At 58.1% G+C, this 16,939-nt stretch carries 17 protein-coding genes; 6 read left to right on the forward strand and 11 right to left on the reverse strand.

Features of this window, described 5'->3' with window-relative positions; genetic code table 11:
• Positions 1-87: 87 nt before the first annotated feature.
• The 10 genes from G518_RS0110740 to G518_RS0110785 all read right to left on the reverse strand — a co-directional run bounded on the left by G518_RS0110740 (position 88) and on the right by G518_RS0110785 (position 10,460).
• Positions 88-1,401: a tryptophan--tRNA ligase gene (locus G518_RS0110740; protein WP_028602546.1), complete on the reverse strand. Its 1,314-nt coding sequence runs from the start codon at positions 1,399-1,401 to the stop codon at positions 88-90.
• 17 nt (positions 1,402-1,418) lie between these two features.
• Positions 1,419-2,087, reverse strand: coding sequence for a site-2 protease family protein (locus G518_RS0110745; protein WP_028602547.1), 669 nt, complete (start codon positions 2,085-2,087; stop codon positions 1,419-1,421).
• Positions 2,088-2,191: 104 nt separating this feature from the next.
• Positions 2,192-2,815: an L-threonylcarbamoyladenylate synthase gene (locus tag G518_RS0110750; RefSeq protein WP_028602548.1), complete on the reverse strand. Its 624-nt coding sequence runs from the start codon at positions 2,813-2,815 to the stop codon at positions 2,192-2,194.
• A gap of 9 nt (positions 2,816-2,824) precedes the next feature.
• Positions 2,825-3,679 (reverse strand): 3',5'-nucleoside bisphosphate phosphatase, encoded by an 855-nt coding sequence (locus G518_RS0110755; protein WP_028602549.1) that lies wholly within the window; start codon positions 3,677-3,679, stop codon positions 2,825-2,827.
• Between the two features lie 37 nt (positions 3,680-3,716).
• The gene (locus G518_RS0110760; RefSeq protein WP_028602550.1) at positions 3,717-5,126 is read right to left on the reverse strand and encodes an amidase; all 1,410 of its coding nucleotides are present in this window, start codon (positions 5,124-5,126) and stop codon (positions 3,717-3,719) included.
• A 20-nt stretch (positions 5,127-5,146) separates the two neighbouring features.
• Entirely contained in the window at positions 5,147-6,631 is a 1,485-nt protein-coding gene (locus tag G518_RS0110765) for an ABC transporter substrate-binding protein (protein ID WP_028602551.1), read from the reverse strand.
• Positions 6,632-6,712: 81 nt separating this feature from the next.
• Positions 6,713-7,540, reverse strand: a complete 828-nt coding sequence (locus G518_RS0110770) for an ATP-binding cassette domain-containing protein (RefSeq protein ID WP_028602552.1) — start codon at positions 7,538-7,540, stop codon at positions 6,713-6,715.
• A 4-nt stretch (positions 7,541-7,544) separates the two neighbouring features.
• Positions 7,545-8,546, reverse strand: a complete 1,002-nt coding sequence (locus G518_RS0110775) for an ABC transporter ATP-binding protein (RefSeq protein WP_028602553.1) — start codon at positions 8,544-8,546, stop codon at positions 7,545-7,547.
• Positions 8,547-8,634: 88 nt separating this feature from the next.
• The gene (locus G518_RS0110780) at positions 8,635-9,495 is read right to left on the reverse strand and encodes an ABC transporter permease (RefSeq protein WP_028602554.1); all 861 of its coding nucleotides are present in this window, start codon (positions 9,493-9,495) and stop codon (positions 8,635-8,637) included.
• Positions 9,492-10,460 carry an ABC transporter permease gene (locus G518_RS0110785; protein ID WP_028602555.1) on the reverse strand — a complete coding sequence of 323 codons (969 nt, stop codon included), beginning with the start codon at positions 10,458-10,460 and terminating at the stop codon, positions 9,492-9,494. Before G518_RS0110785 ends, G518_RS0110780 begins: the two co-directional genes overlap by 4 nt.
• Positions 10,461-10,576: 116 nt before the next feature.
• On the opposite strand from G518_RS0110785, the gene G518_RS0110790 reads away from it, so the two are divergent.
• The gene (locus G518_RS0110790) at positions 10,577-10,837 is read left to right on the forward strand and encodes a YfhL family 4Fe-4S dicluster ferredoxin (RefSeq protein ID WP_028602556.1); all 261 of its coding nucleotides are present in this window, start codon (positions 10,577-10,579) and stop codon (positions 10,835-10,837) included.
• A 20-nt stretch (positions 10,838-10,857) separates the two neighbouring features.
• Here the strand turns inward: G518_RS0110790 and pth are convergent, their stop codons facing one another.
• Positions 10,858-11,520, reverse strand: a complete 663-nt coding sequence (pth, locus tag G518_RS0110795; protein ID WP_028602557.1) for an aminoacyl-tRNA hydrolase — start codon at positions 11,518-11,520, stop codon at positions 10,858-10,860.
• 579 nt (positions 11,521-12,099) lie between these two features.
• On the opposite strand from pth, the gene G518_RS0110800 reads away from it, so the two are divergent.
• From G518_RS0110800 to G518_RS0110820, 5 genes are all read left to right on the forward strand, one after another.
• A complete protein-coding gene (locus G518_RS0110800) occupies positions 12,100-13,014 on the forward strand; it encodes a LysR substrate-binding domain-containing protein (RefSeq protein WP_028602558.1) in 915 nt (304 codons plus the stop codon).
• A 186-nt stretch (positions 13,015-13,200) separates the two neighbouring features.
• Entirely contained in the window at positions 13,201-14,358 is a 1,158-nt protein-coding gene (locus G518_RS0110805; RefSeq protein WP_425414282.1) for a substrate-binding domain-containing protein, read from the forward strand.
• A 116-nt stretch (positions 14,359-14,474) separates the two neighbouring features.
• Entirely contained in the window at positions 14,475-15,239 is a 765-nt protein-coding gene (locus G518_RS0110810; protein ID WP_028602560.1) for an ABC transporter ATP-binding protein, read from the forward strand.
• Positions 15,236-15,955, forward strand: a complete 720-nt coding sequence (locus tag G518_RS0110815) for an ABC transporter ATP-binding protein (protein WP_028602561.1) — start codon at positions 15,236-15,238, stop codon at positions 15,953-15,955. The genes G518_RS0110810 and G518_RS0110815 overlap by 4 nt, the downstream gene beginning before the upstream one ends.
• The gene (locus G518_RS0110820) at positions 15,952-16,935 is read left to right on the forward strand and encodes a branched-chain amino acid ABC transporter permease (RefSeq protein ID WP_028602562.1); all 984 of its coding nucleotides are present in this window, start codon (positions 15,952-15,954) and stop codon (positions 16,933-16,935) included. The genes G518_RS0110815 and G518_RS0110820 overlap by 4 nt, the downstream gene beginning before the upstream one ends.
• Positions 16,936-16,939: the final 4 nt, after the last annotated feature.

Here is a 16,939-nt window from a genome sequence, read left to right on the forward strand (position 1 = left end):
TTGATGAGTTATTTTGGCCTATTCGGTTCTTAGTTCTAAAGATTTCTCTCTCAAACCTCTATCAAAACCTCACAAGGTGGGCGTATTTCACGCTCCTGTTTCATCAAGCAGACGTTTTAATGCATCTGTGACCAGCTCTAACTTGACATTCGTCAAGGGCTCCAGCAAAAGATTGAGATCTGCAAGCGCTGCAGAGCCCTCTGTCTGCAGTCTTTTTACAGCTTGCCCCGCCTCGCGCGGAGACTCAAACCCCACGCTCTGCAGTAATACCTCACCGTTGGCTTCCGTGAATTTGAAGTAAAAGCGGCCGTCCTTTTCACGGTACTGCTTGAACTGCGGCAGGGAGCCTTTTGGCTGACTCTTGTCCTTGCCTGGGGTGCTCTGGGCACCAAGCGCTCGCAGGCCGACAGCAGAACGCAGGTCACGTAGAAAGGGCGCGGCGATGGCTCTGGCTTTTTCGGCGCCCGCCAGCAAAATAGCCTGAACTTCGGCCGGGTTGTCAATCAGATGCTGGTAGCGCTCGCGCATGGGCCCGATTTCGCGTTCAATGCGCTCGAACAACTGCTGCTTGGCGTCTGCCCAGCCAATCCCGTCCGCGAAGGCTTGGGCAAATGCCTTGGTCTCTTCATCGCTTGCGAACGCACGAAAGATAGAAAAGAGTGAAGATCCCGCAGTCTCTTTGGGCTCTCCGGGCGCACGGGAATCTGTGACGATACCCATGATCTGCTTGCGCAACTGCTCGCGGGGCCCGAACAGTGGAATGGTGTTGTCATAGCTTTTGCTCATCTTGCGGCCATCCAGGCCTGGGAGCAGGGCTACGTTTTCGTCAATCACTGCATCTGGCAGAACCAGCAGTTCTCCGTACAGGTGGTTAAAGCGCTGCGCGATATCGCGCGCCATTTCAATGTGTTGCACCTGATCGCGCCCCACAGGTACCCTGTGCGCTTTGAACATCAGGATGTCTGCTGCCATGAGCACGGGGTACATGAACAGGCCGGCTGTCACATCGAAGTCGGCGTCTTGGCCGGCAGCCTCATTTTTGTCAAGAGCAGCTTTGTAGGCGTGAGCGCGGTTCAGAATGCCCTTGCCCGTGACACAGGTCAGCAGCCAGGTGAGCTCAGGAATCTCTGGAATATCGCTCTGGCGGTAGAAGGTGACTTTTTCCGGGTCAAGCCCCGCCGCCAGCCAACTGGCCGCTATTTCGAGCGTGGAGCGCTGTATGCGCTCAGGCTCATCACACTTGATGAGTGCATGGAAATCAGCCAGAAAATAGAAGTTCTCCAGCCCTGGCTCGCGGCTTGCGCGCACTGCGGGGCGAATAGCTCCGACATAGTTGCCAAGGTGGGGGGTGCCGGTTGTGGTGATGCCGGTGAGAGAGCGTACGAGGTCTTTAACAGTCATGAGTGGCGCAGACAAAACTAGCGAATCAGGGCGCCCAACGGGGAGAGCACCAGATCAAGAAAATTGAAGGTCAGTGACATCAGCGGCCTCATCCACAGGTTGCTGATGACGCCAGCCACGACCAGAGCCATAACGATGAAAAAGCCCCAGGGCTCCAGGCGGCTGAACGGGATAGCGAGCCTGGTTGGCAGCAGGCTGGTCACCACGCGCCCGCCATCCAGCGGCGGCAGAGGAAACAGGTTGAAGACGAACATCACCACGTTGACCAAAATACCGGCGCGGCACATTTCGAGGAAGAAGCGCTCTTCCACGTCCGCTCCACGCAAGAGATACAGGCCAACACCCCAGCCCAGCGCCTGTAGCAAATTGGAGACTGGCCCGGCTAGGGCCACCCAGATCGTGTCCCGGCGCGGGTTCTTCAATCGTCCAAAGTTAACGGGTACCGGTTTGGCATAGCCGAAAAGGAAAGACCCACCCGTGGCGATGTAGAGAAACAGCGGCATGGCGATGGTGCCGATAGGGTCGATGTGCTTGAGGGGGTTCAGCGTGACCCTGCCCATCACGGCGGCGGTGTCGTCGCCGAAGTAACGCGCGATGTACCCATGGGCAGCCTCATGCACGGTGATTGCAAAAAGCACCGGCAGGGCGTAGATGGCGATGGTTTGGATGATATTGGCGATGTCCACAGGCGGATTGTCTCAGAGCGGGGGAGGGGGTAGGCGTGCGTTGTTCAGTGGGGAGCCTGTCAGCTCCCGGGCTGTGAGAACACGTTCTAAGGCTTGAGCGTGCGTCAAAGACCCAGTATGGCCAAGTCACCGCGCCCTTGGCGCAGTACTTCTGGAGGGCTTTCCGAGAGGTTGATCACCGTGGTGGGCTCTGAAGGGCAGCCACCCGCATCAATCACGCCTGCGATCTGGCGCTCCAGGCGGTCACGGATCAACTCTGGATCGTTAAGGGGGTCAGTTTCACCCGGAAGAATCAGCGTGGTGGCCAGGAGCGGCCCGCCATGGTGCTCAATCAGATCAAGCACCACGCGGTGATCTGGTACGCGCAGCCCAATGGTCTTGCGCTGAGGATGGCTGAGGCGGCGAGGTACTTCCTTACTGGCTTCCAGCACGAAAGTGAACGGCCCGGGAGTGCCGAGCTTGAGCAGGCGAAACTGGGTGTTATCCACTCGCGCGTAGTTGGCCAACTCGCTTAAGTCACGGCAAATGAGGGAAAGCTGATGCTTGTCATCCAGCCCCCGGATGCGCCTGAGTGACTCTGCGGCGGCCTTATCGTCGAGCTGGCAGACAAGCGCATAGCTGGAGTCCGTGGGGATGGCCAAAATGCCCCCTTGCCGCAGCAATTCGGCGGCCTGCTTGAGCAAGCGAGGTTGCGGGTTGGCGGGATGAACGCTGAAATACTGTGCCACGGCTATGAATCAATGTACGCGGTCGCTGAGTTGCGACCATACGGGAGTGAGCCCCGCGGGTAATGGGGGAAGTTTGCCAAGATCGACATGGCTCTCGGTGGGGCTATGAAAATCGCTGCCACGCGAGGCCAGTAAATCCATTTCGCGTGCCATATCTGCATACCGCAGTGCCTCGGCAGATGAATGGCTTCCTGTGACCACCTCCACGCCCAGCCCGCCGTGCTGTTTGAACTCAGAAAACAATGCGTATTCAACCGTGGGCGAGAAATGGTAGCGGGCAGGATGTGCGATGACTGCAATGCCGCCACCCTGGGTGATCCACTGGACGGCATCGCCCAGTTTGGCCCAGCGATGCTCTACATAGCCCGGTTTGCCCTCAGTGAGATATTTACGAAATACTTCGGAGGTGTCGCGACATACGCCGGTTTCAACCAGAAACCGGGCGAAATGCGTGCGTGAGATCAGCTTTGGATTTCCTGCGTGCTTGAGAGCGCCTTCATAGGCACCATGGATACCCACTTTGGCCAGTTGATTGCTCATTTCCAGCGCGCGAGGCCCACGGCCATCGCGTGTATCCGCCAAGCCTTCAACCATACGCGGATTGGTGTGATCAAAGCCCAGGCCCACGATATGTACCGTGGTGTCCGCAAAAGTCACTGAAATCTCTACCCCGGTGAGGTATTTCAACCCTTCAGCCTGAGCAGCCTCCAGCGCCCGCTGCTGGCCACCAATTTCATCATGGTCGGTCAATGCCCATAGCTCTACCCCATTGGCTTTGGCTCTGGCGGCCAGAACCTCGGGTTCAAGGGTGCCGTCGGAGACGGTGGAATGGCAATGGAGGTCGGCGTTAATTTGAAGAGTCACAGCTCCATTCTATGAGTCTGCACCTTTGAACGTGTTCTCACGTTAATGGCCAATCCTGCTGGGGTCCACGCAATTGCTCGAAAGCCCGTGCTATTTGGAGCACACCGAGGTCATCAAAGCGCTGGCCAGCGATCTGCAAGCCGATCGGCCAAAGCTTGCCATCGCCCGTAGCTGAGTCGGCATATCCGCAGTTGACTGAGATAGCCGGCTGCTCGCCCATGTTGAAAGGCACCGTGAAGCCTATGTGCTCCAAACCGTGCAGCGGGTCGTTGGTGGGAGATGCCCAATCGAATGGTGCCGGGCCCACTGGTGAGGTCGGTGACAACACATAATCAAATTCCTGGAGCGCTGCTTGAGTGGCTACCCGCGTGGCGTGGGTGGCGCTGAAAGCGCGGAAAACGTCGGGGCCGCTCATGCCGCGCGCACTCTCAGCCCATTCGCGGATGACGGGCAAGGCGGCCGCCCGGGTTTCAGGGGTCAGTGCATCGAGATCGAGCATCGAACGCATGCGCCAAAAATGGTCCAGGCCTGAGAGGAGTTCAGGCGTCATGATCGGCCTCATGCGCGTGACTACCGCACCTTTTTCCTCGAAAAGATGCGCGGCATGTTCGACGGCTGCGCGGATGGCTGGCTCCACGGGCAGGCCGCAGCCGGCGTCCAGCCATAGGCCGATGCGCACCCCCGCCAGCGATTTTTCTTGCCGCCATACCAGCGACCAGTCTATGGCTTGGGCAGGCAAGGCCATGCAATCTCTAGCGTCTGGGCGACTCAGCACCTGCATCAGCAAAGCCGCGTCGGCGACCGTGCGGGTCATGGGGCCGGCAGCGCGCCCCATGTAGGGGGGATCGATGGGTACGCGACCCAAGCTTGGCTTCAGCCCGACAATACCGCACCACCCGGCGGGAAGCCTGATGGAGCCGCCTATGTCCGTGCCCAGGTGCAGAGGGCCGTACCCCGCTGCGGCTGCCGTGCCGGCGCCTGCGCTGGAGCCCCCGGGTGTGCGTGTCATGTCCCAGGGGTTGCGCGCAATGGCGTGGAAGGTGGAGAGCCCGGAGGACAGCATGCCGTAATCGGGCATGGTGGTCTTGCAGACGATGACTGCACCGGCCTCACGCACCCTAGCGGCTGGTGGTGCGTCTTCTGGCGCGGGGGTCAGCGTCACGGCTTTGGTACCCAGCGGCATGGGATCGCCCCGGGTGGCAATGTTGTCCTTGATCGTAATCGGCACCCCGTCCAGAGCGCCGCACGGTTCTCCCTTGAGCCAGCGCGCTTCCGAGATTCGAGCTTGTTCGAGTGCTGCGTCTTGCCGCAGCAGGAAGGTGGCCGCAAGCTGCGGCTCCCAGCGTTCGATCTGCCCCAGTACTGACTGCGTCACCTCGACCGGGGAAAACTCCCCGGCCTTGTAGCCCGCGATCAGTTCATGGGCGGAGAGTTCATGCAAGGCCATGCGAGGGAGTCCCTTTTTTGTCAGGTCCAGCTAAGTGCTGCCAGATCGTTGACGAACACAGGCATGTCTTTCCAAAGGCCTGTCAAGCGGCGGTTGGCCACCGTCAACCATTGTGGCTGATAGAGCCAGGTCAGCACGGAGTCGTCTGCCAGCATCTTCTGAGCATCACCCAGAAGCTTGTTGCGTTCGGCCAGATTGGGCGTGGTTTTTATTTTGTCGAACAGCGTGTTGAATTTGGGATTGTTGTAGCCCCAGTAGTAATCTGATTTGGTGAAATTGACCAAGTCAAACGGCTCCACGTGGCTGATGATGGTCATGTCGTAGTTATGCGACCCCCCATAGGTGTTGGCAAGCCACTGCGCCCATTCCACGTTCTGCACCTTGGCGGTGATGCCTATCTTGGCCAACTGCGCCACGATGACTTCACCGCCCTGACGCGCGTAAGGGGGAGGGGGCAGCACCAGACTCAACTCCAGCGGCGTGGTGATGCCCGCTTCCTTTAGCAGTGCACGAGCTTTTTCCGGGTTGTAGGGGTTGATGCCCGTGGTGTCTATATAACCTGCAGCGCCCGGTGCATAGTGGCTGCCTATGGCTACACCAAAACCATCACCCGCGCCGGAGATCACCGCTTTGCGGTCAATGGCAGCTGCAATGGCGCGCCGCACGCGCACGTCACTCAAGGGTTTCTTCGCGTTGTTAAGGGCCAGTACGGTCTTGGCGCGCGAGCCGCTCACAATGGTTTGCAGACGCGAATTCGCTTTGAACTGAGCGGCGCCCCGCGGCGTTACGCGCACAAAGGCGTCTACATCACCTGACAGCACAGAGGCCACCTGGGCCGCTGGATCGCTGATGAAGCGAAACGTAGCGCGCTTGATCCGGATGGCGCCGGGATTGCGGTAGGTGGGTGAGGCGCGCAAACTAATTGACGAGCCTTTGCTCCAGCGATCCAGAACGTAAGGGCCCGTGCCGACCGGGGTTGCATTGTTCGTAGTAACGCTCTTGGGCTCAACGATGACAGACGTTGCCTGGCCCATATAGAACAGGAAATCCGGATCGGGCTCCTTGTTGATGATGACCAGCGTGTGTTCATCGACCACGCGGACACTTTCCATGGAAGCGAAAGTGCGCTTGTCCTTGTTGGTGCTTTTCTCGCCACCCGCGCGCTCAAAGCTGAATTTCACGGTAGACGCGTTGAGGGGTTCTCCGTTACTGAATTTCACTCCCTTGCGCAGGTAAAACGTATAGGTGCGCAGATCGGGCGAAACTTCCCAACGCTCGGCCAGCAAAGGCGTGACGCTGCCGTTGGCATTGATCTTGGTGAGCGTTTCCAGAATGTTGTATTGCACGATCTCGGCAATAGCCGAAGCAGCGCCAGCTGTGGGATCCAGGCCTGGCGGCTCAAGTGTGATGCCCATGACCACCGAATTCTTGTTGGCCTGAGCGAAGGCAGGCTGGCCTACAAGCGCGACAGCGGGGATAGACAAGGCAAATGCGCGGCGTTTCATCTTCGTGAGTCTCCTGATCTGGCGTGAGAGTAAAACTGTGTGGACGATCTATCCGGGGTCGTTCTACGGGCGCATCGTAGCCTATCGGAGTGCGAATTCGCCGGTTGAAAGATCCGGCACAGACTCCAGCAAAGTTTGGGTGTATTGATGTTTGGGTTCACTCAGAACTTGTCGTACCGGGCCTTGTTCTACGATCAGGCCGTCCTTCATTACGGCCACGTCTGCACAGAGATGGCTCACCACTGCCAGGTCATGGCTGATGAAGAGGAAAGTTACCCCTTGCTGGTCGCGCAGATCCGCCATCAGGTTGAGCACCTGTGCTTGCACGGAAACATCCAGAGCGCTGACGGCTTCGTCGGCAACGATTAGTTTGGGCTGCGTCACGATGGCGCGAGCGATGGCGATGCGCTGGCGCTGGCCCCCAGAAAACTGGTGCGGATACAGATCCAGCATATCAGCGCGAAGGCCCACAGATTCGAGCGCGGTGGCGGCGCGCTCCCGTTGCTGTGCCTGGGTTAGCCGCTCCGTTGCGGATAGTGGCTCCGTCACGGTACGCCATACCGTCAGACGTGGATCCAGTGAACCGTATGGATCTTGGAAAATCATCTGGAAGTCGCGCCGCGCCACACGTAAATCGCTGGCAGACAGGGCATTCAAATCACGCCCTTCAAAGCGAACCGTTCCGCTGTCAGGCCGCTCCAGCGCCATGGCCAGGCGCGCCAGCGTGCTCTTGCCAGAGCCTGATTCCCCCACAATGCCCATGCTGCGGCCGGCTTGAATGTTGAGTGAGACGCCTCGCAGCGCTTGTACGGCTCTTTGAGGCTTGAACAGTGACTCTCTTGGCAGGGTGTAGCTGCGGGTGAGGTCCGTCATCTCAAGCAGTCCGGGAGGTTTACTTATGTCTGCCATGCCCTCAGCCTCTCGTGAAAGCGCTTGGTTTCATCGCCTCAGCTACTCCGCAGCGTACGCGATGACGGTCTGAAAGCGCTATTTCAGGTGGCGCTTCAGTGTGGCAAGCAGGTTGAGCGAACGTGCAGCGTGCCGCGAAAGCGCAGCCTGTGGGCATATGAAAGAGATCGGGTACGGAGCCCGGGATCGTGGGAAGGCGTGCACTGCGGTGCGCTACCAGCCTGTGAGCAAGACTTGGGCGTGCGGCCAGAAGTCCGCGCGAATAGGGGTGAGCCGGGCGGGTAAAGATTTCCGCAGTTGGGCCGCTCTCAATGACGTGGCCCGCATACATCACCAGCACACGTTGCACGTTCTGCGCGATAACGCCCAAATCGTGTGAAATCAGAATGAGCGCCATCCCGCGTTCAGCGACCAGTTCCGCAATCAACCGCAGAACCTGTTTTTGCACGGTGACATCCAACGCCGTGGTGGGCTCATCGGCAATCAGCACATCCGGGTCTGCAGCCAGGGCCATGGCAATCATGATGCGCTGACGCTGCCCACCTGAGAACTGATGCGGGAAACTGTCAATCCGTTTGGCTGGTTCCGGAATGCCCACGCGCTCCATCAGTCCCATGGTTTTTCGGCGAGCAGCATCTGCGTCCATTCCCAGGTGCAGGCGCATAGGTTCGGCAATCTGAATGCCTACGCGGTGCACAGGATTCAGCGCCGTCATGGGTTCCTGGAAGATCATCGCCATGCGCCGGCCACGCAGAGCCCGCCAGGCGCTATCACGCAATCCCACCAGTTCCTCACCGTTTAACCGGATGCTGCCATTCACCGTTCCATTGCCTGGCGCTAATCCCATCAAAGCGAGCGCGGTCATCGATTTCCCACAGCCGGACTCGCCGACCAGCCCCAGCGTTTCACCACGATCCAACGTGAAGTTCGTGTCGCGAACCGCCGTTGCGGTGCCACGGTGGGTGCGCAAATCGACACGCAGTCGAGAGGCTTCGAGTAAAGGCATCAGTTTTTTGTGTTGGCTTGTTCAATCATGATCGAACCAAGGGGACATCCATATTCACTGCTCAATAATTGTGTGAAGCTTCGAGAGCCTACGCGAGCCTCTTATCGAGCAAATCGCGCAATCCATCTCCCATAAGATTGAGCCCCAATACCGCAAGGGCAATCGCCAACCCTGGCCACACGGCCAGCATCGGGGTTTGGAACATCAACGTCTGGGCCTCGGCCAACATCCTGCCCCAGCTTGGCTGAGGTGGCTGGGTGCCCAGACCCAGATACGACAAGGCCGCTTCGGCGAGGATGGCGATGGCAAAGCGAATAGTGGCTTGTACGATCAGCACCGCAAGGATATTGGGCAGCACGTGCTGCCAGGTGATGGCCCAGGCGCCTTTGCCGCAGGCGCGGGCAGCTAGCACGTAGTCTCTGGTCCAAATGGCATTGGCTGAGGCTCGCGTGATGCGTGCGAAGGTGGGAATGTTGTAGATGCCGATGGCAATGATGGCGTTGACGATTCCCGGTCCGTACACGGCGGTCAGCATGATGGCGGTGAGGATGGCCGGAAAGGCCAGGCCGAAATCGCATACGCGCATGATCAGCTCCTCCACCCACCCGCGTCTCGCGGAGGCCAGCAGGCCTAGAGCGGTGCCCACCACCAGACCAATGCTGACGGCGATCACGCCAACGAGTATGGAGGCACGCGCGCCCACCAGTAGCAGCGAGCCCACGTCGCGCCCGAACGCATCGGTGCCTAGCCAGTGCTTCACGCTTGGAGGCAGGAGCTTGGCATCCATGTCGATTTCAAACACGGAGTAGGGTGTCCAGAAATAGGAAAGCAGGGCGGCCAGCAGAAGCCACAGGGCGAGTGCGCCACCGATGACGAACCCCGGGTGCCGGCGGGCACGGTGCCAGAAGCTTGGTGCGGCGCCGGAAAGCGCGAAAGCAGAGCTCGTCATACTTCGCTGGCCCTGACCCGCGGGTCGATTTCTGCATACAACAGATCGACGAGGAAGTTCACCACCACCACCATGGCGGCCAACAGCATGACGCAATTGCGCACCACGATCAGATCACGATTGGCGATGCTCTGAAAAATCAGCCGGCCAAGCCCTGGAAGGTAAAACACACTCTCCACCACAATAGTGCCCGCCAGCAATTCTGAAAATTGCATGCCCATGACCGTAATGACAGGGATCATGGCGTTGCGAAGCACATGGCCCCAAAGTGTGGCGCGCTGCGATAAGCCCTTGGCGCGAGCGGTTCGCACAAAATCTTCACGCAGCACCTCCAGCACCGCTGAACGGCAAAACCGGGCCAATATGGCGGCCTGAACCACCGCCAAGGCAGTGGCGGGAAGAATAAGGGCCTTGAACCCTTCCCAGAGACCTAGCCAGAAACCGTCTTCGAAATACCAACCGTCAAAGCCTCCAGCCGAGAACCACTGCAACTTCACCGAAAAAAGCAGGATCAGCAGAATCGCGAACCAGAAGTTGGGAATGGCAATGCCTATCTGCGCAAGCGTCATGAGGCCTATATCGCCCGCACGATTGTGGTTGGAGGCTGCGTAGATACCCACCACCAGCGCCAGGACGGTGGTCAGCAGCATGGCCATGAGCGCGAGCGGTACCGTGAGGGCAAGGCGCTCGGCGATAAGTTCAGATACGGGGGAGCCGTAGACATAGGAGAGGCCCATGTCGCCACGAACCAATCCACTGATCCAATGGAAATAGCGCTCTAGCGCTGGCTGATCAAGACCTAGTTCAATCGACTTGGCGATTACCGCTGCGGGGTCGGCATCTGGCCCCATGAGCACCTGGGCCGCGTTGCCGGGCAGGATTTCAAGTACGGAAAACACGATGACCGATGTGGCCGCCAGGGTGGCGAGCAGGGTCAGGACGCGTTTTAAGAGGAAGAAGCTCATGGTTGCGCCGCATTATCAACACAAAGGGTAGCGGTTTTGCCAATCACTTGGGCCGAGGGAGGGCGCGAAGCGGATAATTCGCTTATGAAATCTGTTTGGTCCCCGGGAGTTGCCTCATGGCACTGATGATCACTGACGAATGCATCAATTGCGACGTCTGCGAGCCTGAGTGCCCGAATGACGCCATTTTCATGGGACAGGATATCTATGAAATCGAGCCTGGGAAGTGCACAGAATGCGTTGGTCACTTCGATGAACCCCAGTGCGTGCAGGTCTGCCCGGTGGAGTGCATTCCTCTGAACCCTGAATGGTCAGAGGATAAAGAGACGCTTTGGGAAAAATACAGGCGCCTGCAGGGAACTGCCAGCGCCAAGTAAACGCGCAGATCTCCGCAGGTCTACTCAGGGCGACCCAACGCCGACTCAGGCTTGGCCGAATCTTCTTTCGCTGCTCCCGCAGCTTCTCGGCGGGGTGGTTTTTCCCTCGGCGGTTTTGAGGTGTGAATCAGCACGGTCGCGGGGGCTATCTCGCCAGCAGCCAGCAGGGGGAGGGCTTTTGCAGATCGAGCCACGGCCTCCTCCACAGCGATGAGTTCATCTGCCGGTGGTTTTTTCAGCACCCAGCCCACCACCTGCGATTTGTCGCCCGGGTGGCCAACGCCCAGCCTCAGCCGCCAGTAATCGGAAGAGCCCAGCTGTGCATGGATATCCCGCAGGCCATTGTGGCCGGCGTGCCCGCCGCCTTTTTTTAGCTTGACCTGTCCAGGTGGAAGATCAAGTTCGTCGTGCGCGACCAGAATCTCTTCTGGAGCAATTTTGTAAAAACGCGCCAGTGCCGCCACCGATTTGCCAGACAAATTCATGAAAGTCTGGGGTTCCAGCAGCCAGAGAGTGCGCCCCTGTACATTCGTGCGTGCCACTTTTCCGTGGTATCCGCGCTCCATCACCAGATTGGCGCCCAGTGAGCGTGCCACGGCGTCAATCCACCAAAACCCGGCGTTATGCCGGGTATCTTCATACTCAGGGCCTGGGTTGCCGAGGCCTACGAACAGCTTGATCATGTGGGGATTATCGGGTGGTCTGTGAGGCGCGGCCGCTGGTTGCCTTCTTGCCAGCTTTTGGAGCGTTGGAACGGGGCTTACCGTTCTTGAAAAGGAGATTCTTCGACACGATTGAGCACTCATGCCGATGAGAACGACATGAGTCCAGTATGTGCCGAAACTTCTTCAGAGCGAGAATTATGTGTATTGAGGTGTCGTCGACGGTGACGCTCTTTTTTACACGCCAATTTGGTGCCTCTCCTCACCCGCGATAACCATGCGCAGGCCTTAACACGTTGCTGAAATACTCCCCGAAGGTCCGGAAATTGGTTGCGCTTGGGGTGCCTAACCGATCAACCACCTAAAAAAATCGCTTATAAGCCGTTTTACGAGGTCACTCTCGTTGGGTGCCAGTCGTCGCGACAGTATTTCAGCAGCCTGTTAAGCCCGCAGCGTCACAGAAACGAAGTGCACGCCCGTGATCGTGATTCGTACTGCGATCTATTCCCGAGAATCAACCATCCATTATTTGAACTGAGGAATCAATATGGCTTGCAAACAACTTGCTTCTATTTTTCAACGATATGAGCCGGGAGCACGATGACAGACAATTTGCCAATGGAAAATGATTCGCTGCGTATTCCTCCACTGACCGCCGTTAGGTCTTTTTTTGCCTTGGGGCGACACAAGAGTATTCGCAAGGCCGCCGCAGAACTCGACGTCACCCATACCGCAGTCATTCGTCAAGTCCGAATCCTGGAGTCCTGGCTGGGCGCATCCTTGATCGAAACGACTTCAACTGGAACCAGCCTGAATGCCCAAGGGCTGCGGTTTCACAACTCGCTGCAAAGTGCCTTCAAGATCATCTCTGATGCGACCGCTGAAATCCGCCCGCCGGGACAGACCAGGGAATTGCGCATTTGCGCGCCGCCGGGATTTGCCACGTTCTGGATACTTCCCCGCCTTCACGAGATCCAGCGGCAACTACCATCCGTTGCTTTCGAGATCATTCCCTTCGAGGCCCACCGCTTCGACCCAAATAGCTTCGATGTGGAGATTGCCTACGGCGACAGGGAGGGCAACGCACTGATCAACATCGAACTGATCCGCCCTCGGATGAGAGTGCTTGCATCGCCCGCCTGGATCGATAGCCATCCGGAAGTTCGGAATGCCTCTGACCTGATGCACGTATCGTTGATTCATGAACGCTTGACCGATGTTTGGCGTGCCTGGTTCGAGGCGTTGGACCTAGTCCCGGGACGCTTGGCAGGTCCGCGTGTAGGAGCCCTGACCACGGTGCTCGAGGCGGTGCACATGCATCAGGGACCAGGAGTTTTTGCCCAGATTTTCGTAGATCAACCTTTGACGCGCGGGGTGTTGCAGCCGGTGGTCGACGACTCGCCGCGGGTCGATGCCTATCGCTTGGTGACGACCCCCGAACGCTACGCCGACCCGGTGGTCAAACGGTTTGTCGAATGGCTTCATGCGAGTCTCGACGAGGCCAGACAGACCTGAACGGCGCCCTGATACCACTGCGTGAAAGGCTTCTTGTGGAAACTTTGAGTCACCACGGTGTTGTCTTTTAGAGGACTTACCAGCGGGAGGGTGCATACCTAAACTGTGGTTCTGCCAGCTGCATACCTGGGTGCAGCGCACAAACCAAGGAAATTCGGTATGAATAAAAAATATCAGTTTTTGCTGATGCTTGCCACATTTAGCCTGTCCAGTTCGGTGTTCGCACAAGCTGGTGAAATTCGAATCGTACATATTCACAGCATGACCGGACCGCAAGAGGATCTGGGCCGACAAACGAGGCTGGGACTGCAGATTGGCCTCGACTATGCGACCAACGGCACTCGGATGCTGCACGGGAAAAAGATCGTCCTGATCGAGAAGGATGACCAGGGTAAGCCGGATGTGGGCAAAGCCCTGCTGGCTGCCGCGTACTCCGACGACAAAGCTGATATTGCCATCGGCCCCACTATGTCGAATGTCGCGCTGGCAATGCTGCCAGTCGCCGAAGAATACAAAAAGGTCCTGATCGTCGAACCGGCAGTTGCTGACTCGATTACCGGCGATAAATGGAACCGCTATATATTTCGGACCGGTCGAAACAGTACCCAGGATGCAGTTGCCAATGCGGCGGCCATCGATGGCCCGGGAGTTTCTATTGCTACGCTGGCCCAGGACTATGCCTTTGGCAAGGACGGCGTGCGGGCCCTGAAGGCGGCGATCAAGAAGGGAACGGTTGTGCACGAGGAGTACGCACCGCCGACGACCAGTGATTTCACGGCGAGCGCGCAACGCATCATTGACAAGCTGAAGGACCGTCCGGGCCGCAAGGTCATCTGGATACTCTGGTCCGGTGCCGGAAATCCCTACAAGATCATCGATATGGACCTCAAGCGCTACGGTATCGAGGTAGCGTCATTCGGCAATACGTTCGCTGCAATGGCGGCATATAAAAACTTGCCGGGAATGCAAGGCGCCAGCACCTATTACTTCGGCTTACCCCAAAACAAAGTAAATGATTACCTTGTCGCTGAGCACCAAAAGCGCCACGGCATCCCGCCTGACACTTTCACCGCCGGCGGATTCTCCGCAGGCGTAGCCGCTGTGACGGCGCTACGGAAAACCGGTGGAGAAACGGGCAGCGCCAAACTCATCGAAGCCATGGAGGGCATGAGTTTCGAGTCGCCGAAAGGGACGATGACTTTCCGCAAGGAAGATCATCAGGCAATGCAGTCGATGTACCACTTCAAGATCAAGGTCGACCCGGCACTTGCCTGGGGGGTACCCGAGCTTGTCAAGGAAATCAAGCCGGAAGAGATGGCCATCCCGGTTGCCAACAAGCGATAAGTGCTTGCCTGCTGTGGGTGGGCCTGATTTTCGGCTCGCCTTCATGTTTTCACGACTGTGGTGATCGAGGCGCCGGTGAGCCTGCGCATGTCATCGTCTTCCAAAACACTATCCCGATGCTTGAAACGCGAAATCTAACCGTGCGGTTTGGTGGGCATACTGCCGTCAACGCAGTGTCATGCAAGTTTTTGCCCGGGACACTGACGGCCATCGTCGGCCCCAACGGGGCGGGCAAGACGACCTACTTCAACCTGATCTCGGGCCAACTCAAGGCGACCGCAGGAGAGGTAGAACTCCACGGGCGAAAACTCGGAGACCTTCCTGCATCCGCCCGCACGCGGGCTGGTCTGGGCAGAGCGTTCCAGCTCACTAACCTCTTCCCGAATCTGTCGGTACTGGAGAACGTACGCCTCGCCGTGCAAGCTACGCGACAAGGAAAACATCGCCACGGGCACAACCTCTGGAGTGTGTGGAGCGACCACGCGGCCTTGACTGATCGTGCCAGAGATCTTCTGTTGCAAACCAGGCTTGACTACAAGCAAAACGCCGACGTCGCAAGCTTGCCCCACGGCGACCAGCGAAAGCTAGAGGTTGCGCTGCTCATGGCTCTGGAGCCACAGGTGTTCATGTTCGACGAGCCGACAGCGGGAATGACGGCCGCGGAGGCGCCTGTGATCCTTGACCTGATCCGTAACCTGAAGCAGGACAGGACAAAAGCCATCCTTCTCGTGGAGCACAAGATGGATGTGGTGCGGGAGCTGGCAGACAGGATCATCGTACTGCACAACGGAACACTGGTTGCAGATGGAGAGCCGTCTGCGGTTATCGCTTCAAGTGTTGTCCAGGAAGCTTACCTGGGCGTTGCTGCGGAGGCTGCATGAATCTGCTTGAACTTCATGGCGTGCACAGCCACATTGGCGCCTATCACATACTGCATGGTGTTGACTTGGCGGTGCCTAAGGGCCAACTCACAATGTTGCTGGGCCGCAATGGTGCAGGCAAGACGACGACTTTGCGGACCATCATGGGTCTGGTCAACGCCAGCCAGGGAAATGTGTGGTTTTCCGGCCAAGAAATCACATCGATGCGAACGCCCGATATCGCCGGCAAGGGCATCGCGTACGTTCCCGAAACGATGGGCATTTTTTCCGATCTGACAGTCAGGGAAAACATGCTACTTGCAGCACGGTCCGCGAGAAGCCACGAAGGTTTTGATCAGAAACGGCTGAAGTGGATATTTCAATTGTTCCCTGCCGTGGAGCGCTTCTGGAACCACCCAGCTGGAAAGCTCTCGGGTGGACAAAAGCAGATGCTCGCCGTCTCGCGTGCCATCGTGGAGCCGCGCGAGTTACTGGTGATCGACGAGCCCAGCAAGGGACTGGCCCCCGTCATGATCAACAGTCTGATAGAGGCGTTCTCCCAGCTGAAGTCGAGCGGAGTGACGATCCTGCTTGTCGAACAAAACTTCAATTTCGCCCAGAAGCTTGGCGACACGGTGGCTGTGATGGACAACGGTCGCGTAGTGCACAGCGGCGACATGGCCGCCTTCGCGGCTGACGAACAACTGCAGCAGTCGCTGCTTGGACTTGCATTATGAAACCCCAACTCGACTGGAGGCCGATCGCGCTGGTGCCCGCTTTGGCATTCGCAGCCGTACCGCCCACCGGATCTCTTTCAACCTGGATGACGCTGACGGTGGCAGGTCTAGCCATGGGCATGATCATCTTCATCATTGCATCGGGGCTGACCCTAATTTTCGGCTTGATGGACGTGCTGAACTTCGGTCACGGCGTGTTCATCGCGCTTGGCGCTTTCGTGGCTAGCAGCGTTCTGGGTGGCATGGCCGACTGGACGGGTTCTGCCGAGTTATTGCGCAACGTTGTGGCTGTCCTTCCTGCCATGTTGGTTGCGATGCTCGTGGCTGCCGCCATTGGCCTGGCGTTCGAACGGTATCTCGTTCGGCCGGTGTATGGCGATCACCTCAAGCAGATCCTGATTACGATGGGCGGGATGATCATCGGCGAGGAGCTGATCAAGGTCGTGTGGGGACCGGCTCAGATTCCGCTTCCGTTGCCCGAAGCATTGCGCGGATCCGTGCTGATCGGTGATGCTGCGGTCAGCAAGTACCGGTTACTGGCGGTCATCGTTGGCTGTGCGGTCTTCGCCATACTGGCATGGACATTGAGCCGCACCAAGATCGGTTTGTTGATTCGCGCAGGTGTGCAGGATCGAGAGATGGTCGAGTCACTAGGCTATCGCATAAGCCGCCTCTTTGTCGGCGTGTTTGTCGTCGGCAGCGCATTGGCCGGTCTGGGGGGTGTGATGTGGGGGCTATTCCAGCAAAACTTGGTTCCCCAGATGGGCGCGCAAGTCAACATCATTATCTTTATCGTCATCATCATCGGTGGCCTTGGCTCTACTGCAGGAGCCCTTATTGGCTCGTTGCTCGTTGGGCTGATGACGAACTACGTGGGTTTCCTGGCGCCGACGCTGACTCAGTTCTCGAGCATTTTCCTGATGGTCGTAGTGCTGTTGTGGCGACCGCAAGGCCTCTACCCTGTGGCATCCAGCCGTTGAAAAG

Origin of the sequence: Ottowia thiooxydans DSM 14619, from assembly GCF_000422885.1 — a bacterium.
Classification (GTDB): Bacteria; Pseudomonadota; Gammaproteobacteria; order Burkholderiales; family Burkholderiaceae_C; genus Ottowia; species Ottowia thiooxydans.